Origin of the sequence: Rhodoblastus sp., from assembly GCF_052145335.1 — a bacterium.
In the GTDB taxonomy this organism is placed as follows: Bacteria; Pseudomonadota; Alphaproteobacteria; order Rhizobiales; family Beijerinckiaceae; genus Rhodoblastus.
In genome coordinates, this window is record NZ_JBKQOU010000160.1 from 1 (window position 1) to 4,700 (window position 4,700).

The following is a 4,700-nucleotide window of genomic DNA, read 5'->3' on the forward strand; positions in this document are numbered from 1 at the left end:
TCTAGGTCGAGGCGGCGACGCTCGAGCTCACGCAGTTTTTGCGTCACCCGCGCCGCGGGCGCGCCTTCGGCCAAAGCGTCGACGAGGCGCTCGATCCGCCGGTCGACGCGTTCATGTTCCGCGCGCAGTTGAGCCAGATTGGCACCGGCGTCCGCCTGCAGCCGGTTCCATTCCGCCGTGAACTCCCGGGCGAAGGCTTTGAACAGGATCGGGTCCATCACGCGATGGCGAAGTCCGTCCATGACTGTCGACTCCAGCGCGTCGCGACGGATCGTCAGCCGGTTGGCGCAGACGCTTTCGCCCTTGTTGCGCGCCGTCGAACACCCGAAATGCGCGGCGCTGATCTTCGAGAAGCCGCCGCCGCAAACGCCGCAGCGCATCAGGCCCGAGAACAGATAGCGCGGCCGTTGTTTCGACCAGAACGGCGCCGGAGCGCCATCGGGCGCGCCGCCCTTTCTATCCTTGTTCTGCTCTTTGCCATTGCCAAGCGCCGCCTGTCGCGTCTTGACCGCGTTCCAGACCTCTTGAGCAACGATCGCCAGTTCGGGCGCATCGGTCGTAATGACCGCTTCATTCTCGTTCGCGCGCGAGCGGCGTCTGCCGGTCTCTGGATCCTTGGCGTAGCGAAGCCGGTTCCACACCAGCCGGCCAATATAGATCTCGTTGTTCAATACGCCCGTGCCGCGCGCGCGGTTGCCGTTGAGCGTGCTCCCGCTCCAGGCGCCGCCCCGCGGCGCGCTGACGCCGCGAGCGTTCAATTTCATCGCTATTTTTCGCGGCGAGGCGCCGCCAGCGTAACGGTCAAAAATCTCCCTGATGACCTTGGCTTCGGCCGGGTTGATTCTGCGCTCGCCGCGAACCGGCTCGCCGATGGCGTCGAAGGTCCTGACGACGTCATAGCCGTAGGCGTTGCCGCCGCCCGACTTGCCGTCTTCGATCCGTCCCCTCAAGCGGCGCCGCACCTTGTCGGCAAGATCCTTCAGGAACAGCGCATTCATCGTCCCCTTGAGGCCGATATGGAGGGCGCCGATCTCGCCTTGGCCGAGCGTGACGAGTTTTATGCCGGCAAATTGCAGGCGTTTGAACAGCGCGGCGACATCTTTCTGATCCCGCGACAGCCGATCGAGCGCCTCGGCGACGATGACGTCGAAACCGGCTTCGCGCGCCCCTTCGAGCATCGTCTGGTAGCCTGGCCGCAGCGTTGTCGCCCCGCTCATGGCGGAATCACGGAAAACCTGGGCCAACGTCCAGCCCTCCTTGGCGATTCTCTCCTTGCACAGGCGAATCTGGTCCTCGATCGAAGCTTCGCGCTGCTGGTCCGAGGAATAGCGGGCGTAAATGACGGCGCGCATAGAATTGCTCGTCAACGTGATCTGCCGGCGGCGTCGAACGAGGCGCGCAGGAGCGCCCGGGTCGCCCATGCCGCCTGATTGTAATGCTTCTGCGTCGTTTCGAGTCCGGCGTGGCTGAGAACGAGGTGAGCATCGCCGACATGGCGAGGATTGTCGATGGCGATTGAGGTCGCGGCGGCGTCGCGCAACCAAACCGGGAGAACGTATATGCTCACACGCATGCTGGCTCTCCGCGGCGCTTTAACTTCTTCATTCGCTCGTCGACGGCGCCATCAAACTGGGTCATGTCAACTTTCATTGTCCCCGCCTCGGCCGCCGGCGCATGGACTCCTCAACTTTGGGAGCGTCGGTATTTGTCGTCAGGAGCCGCAGCCGGTTTTTGACTAAGGCCCGGTGCTGGGCAAGCCTCTGGCTCGCCTTGATCGCGTTGGCCAGATTGTAGTGCCGCTCGCCGACCTCGGGCGAAGCGTGCTGCAGCACGCCCGGAATGAGGCCGATTTGTGCAGGGGCGTCCATCGCGAGATGAGTGGCGGCCGAACGCCGGAAGTCGTGCAGACACGTGTCCTTGCCGAACCGCTTCCAGAGACGGGTTCGGGCGATCTCGTAAAGGCCGCTGTCCGTCAAAGTCCCATGGCGATATGAAGCCCACAATCCGTCATGGGGGCGAGGCCCCACGAGACGCGGACGGATGTCTTTGAGATACCGCATAACATAAGGGACGAGCGGCTCCGGAGTGCGGCAGCTTTCAAAGCGCCCGGACTTGGTGTCGGCGGGATGGAGAAGGAAGTTGACGCCGCCGTCCTCGATCTCGATATGCCGGCTGACCGTCAGGGCCGCCAGGCTCCGGCGCCGGATCGGCCAGAGGCTGAGCAGAGCAAGAATCAACCCATCCCGATATTGCAGCTCGCGCGTCCTGCGGCTCGTCATCGGCAGGGTGAGAGCCATGTCCATCAGTTCGATGCCGAAGTCGAGCGTCTGACAAGGCGGCGTCAGCCGGTCAAAGCGGTCGCGTGGCCGCGCGCGGGCCACGAGTCGCGCTTTGATCGCAAAAAGCCATCGCCAGTCGCGCTCGCCGGCGATCAGGCGGGCGGCATAGCAAAGGCTTTGGATCGTCAGCGCGACCGAGGACGGACGCATGTCTGCGCTGAGCCGGGCGACGTAGTCGCGCACGCGCTCGAGCGAAATGCGATCGGCCGGCGGCATCAGAAGGTCGTCGGGATGAGCGGCGTGCAGGAACCCCAGCCAGCGACGATAGCCCATCCGGATGCAAGTTCGGCTGCCCTCCGACAGATGCGCCCCAGGCCCGCCCGTTTCGTCGAACAAGTCGCCGGATCTGAAGGCCGCCTCAAATGTTTGACGATCCGCAGCCGGCCACTGAATTTCGGGGAGATGCTTCAGAAGGCTCATGGCGCCTCACGACCTCGGGATGGTTTGATCGCATTTTTCGACCCGGCCGGCTTGGCGCGGCGAGCGAGCTCGAGTTGCTCGCGCTGTTCGAACAGAATCTTGCCATAGGCTCGGCTGGCGCGGCGGCTGGCGGAGCCCGCATAGATCAGCGTGGTTTTGGCTGATGAGTGATGAAGAATCGCCTGCGCCGTCTGATGGTCTTCCGGGTTGGCGTCGAGATAAACGCTGGCGACGAAGTGACGGAACTGGTGGGGAGTCATGTGGACGCCGACGTGCTTTGCAATCGTTTCGACGATCTGCTGACAGAGCGTCTGCTGGCTCTTGCGGCCTCCCTTCTCCGTGACAAAAAAAATCCATTCGGATCGGCGCCAACCCGCGGCAGGATGTGACGCCGATACCAGCGCAGCCGCCGTGCGACGTCCGCCGGAATCTCGACGGTCAGATCCTGGCGTTTGACCTTGGTTTCCTCGGCAGGAATGTGCAACAGCAAACGGCCCTTTGGCCCATCCGGCTCCAGGAAGTGGCGTCGCCAATGCAAATCACTCAGGTTCTGGGGTCGAAGCGGGCAAGCCAATTGAATGTCGATCGCAATCGCGACCTGCCCGGCGACGAACGGCGGGCGAGAGGCCTTTGAATCTGCGGCGACCCTGGCCAGCAATTCTTCGCGCAGAAACAAAAGCTTGGCGCGAAGCCGCTCCGATTCGAGCTTGCGCAAGAGCGCTTTGTTCTTAGCCGTAAAATCGAACGGGACAGCCGGTAGCTTGGCGGCCAGCGCCTTGAGGTTGGCCACCTGCTCCGCTGAGGCGCCGACGTGATGCTTGGCCGCCTGGATCAGCGTTTTGGCGAGGCCAACGGCAAAGGCGCTCGGTTTTCCATTCGGTTCGCCTTGATAGTGGCGCAGAATGGTTTTGAAGCGCTCTCGCTCGGTAAGATCCGCCAGCGAAGCGACGTCCGCCGCAACGATTCCCGCCTCGATGAGAACCGACGCAGCCAGGCGCAGGTGCTCGCGTTGCAGTCGCAGCGTGTTTGGCGCCAAGGGACGGCGCGGCGCCGCGGCCGCCTCGTCGAAAATATCCGGATCGGCCCGTTTGGCGAGATAGGCCTCGGCGTCGCGGCGGAAGCTTTCGCTGAGATCGTCCCAGGCGAGGCGCCTGCGGGGCGCTCTGAACGAGACGGGAGACAGTCAGGTCTTCGGCCAACAGTCGACCGTCGCGCCGGCCTTGTTCCAGCGAAGGGGCGTCCCGCGCACGGCGTCGAGGGGCTTGAGGCAAAGGGTGCGGGTCTCCAGCCAGATCGCGAACAGCTTCACGGACTCGTCGGTCACCGCGTCAGGGGCAATTCCGTTCTTGGCGCACCAGTTGGCGAAGGCGGCGAGGCCGTCGTCCAGATGCAACCGCAACTGCGTGTTGGCGCCGACGACCTTCAGAAGAGGGCCCCAGGCCGGATGCCGCCGCGCAAATCCGCGGCCCATGTCGTCGAGCGCGCCGGCTTGCCGCAGGGCGGCCGCCAGGAGGCTTCTCTGGTTGCTGAATGTCTTGGCGCTGACGCCAAACTTCGCCGGGCGGATCTTGCGCAGCTCCGCCCTCAACGCGCTCGCCTCCGCCGGTACGTCCGACGGCGAGCGACCGGCCATCTCGCAGAGCCGGTTGATCGACGAGATTAGATCGCGGCGGCGCGCGGGGGCGAGATCGGCCGCAGCGACAATTGCGAGCACGTCTGCCAGGGTATTGGGTTTATTTTTTGGGGTCGCCATTTTTGCTTCCAATCCTCATGATTTTAAAATCAGTGACAAAACATGCCAAAGGGTGACATTCGGGAATAATATAACAGAACAGATGGAACGATTACTTTGACAATGTTTTCACGATGCTGCCGTAGGCTTCTCATTTCGTTGCATTTTCAGGGTCATCCTCGGCCCAGTCCGCCTGGGCCGGCGCGAGC

General features: G+C 63.4%; 6 protein-coding genes. All 6 read right to left on the reverse strand.

What is annotated here, in order from left to right; genetic code table 11:
* Nucleotides 1–1,352 (reverse strand): recombinase family protein (locus ACLP2E_RS10815; RefSeq protein WP_442465919.1); only part of this gene is annotated, 1,352 nt, incomplete at its 3' end.
* A gap of 11 nt (nucleotides 1,353–1,363) precedes the next feature.
* Complete coding sequence (locus ACLP2E_RS10820) at nucleotides 1,364–1,573, reverse strand: hypothetical protein (protein WP_442465920.1); 210 nt, start codon at nucleotides 1,571–1,573, stop codon at nucleotides 1,364–1,366.
* 73 nt (nucleotides 1,574–1,646) lie between these two features.
* Nucleotides 1,647–2,759, reverse strand: a complete 1,113-nt coding sequence (locus ACLP2E_RS10825) for a hypothetical protein (RefSeq protein WP_442465921.1) — start codon at nucleotides 2,757–2,759, stop codon at nucleotides 1,647–1,649.
* Nucleotides 2,756–3,112 carry a tyrosine-type recombinase/integrase gene (locus tag ACLP2E_RS10830; protein WP_442461824.1) on the reverse strand — a complete coding sequence of 119 codons (357 nt, stop codon included), beginning with the start codon at nucleotides 3,110–3,112 and terminating at the stop codon, nucleotides 2,756–2,758. The genes ACLP2E_RS10825 and ACLP2E_RS10830 overlap by 4 nt, the downstream gene beginning before the upstream one ends.
* Nucleotides 3,016–3,549, reverse strand: coding sequence for a hypothetical protein (locus ACLP2E_RS10835; RefSeq protein ID WP_442465923.1), 534 nt, complete (start codon nucleotides 3,547–3,549; stop codon nucleotides 3,016–3,018). The genes ACLP2E_RS10830 and ACLP2E_RS10835 overlap by 97 nt, the downstream gene beginning before the upstream one ends.
* Before the next feature lie 393 nt (nucleotides 3,550–3,942).
* Nucleotides 3,943–4,512, reverse strand: coding sequence for a hypothetical protein (locus ACLP2E_RS10840; RefSeq protein ID WP_442465922.1), 570 nt, complete (start codon nucleotides 4,510–4,512; stop codon nucleotides 3,943–3,945).
* Nucleotides 4,513–4,700: the final 188 nt, after the last annotated feature.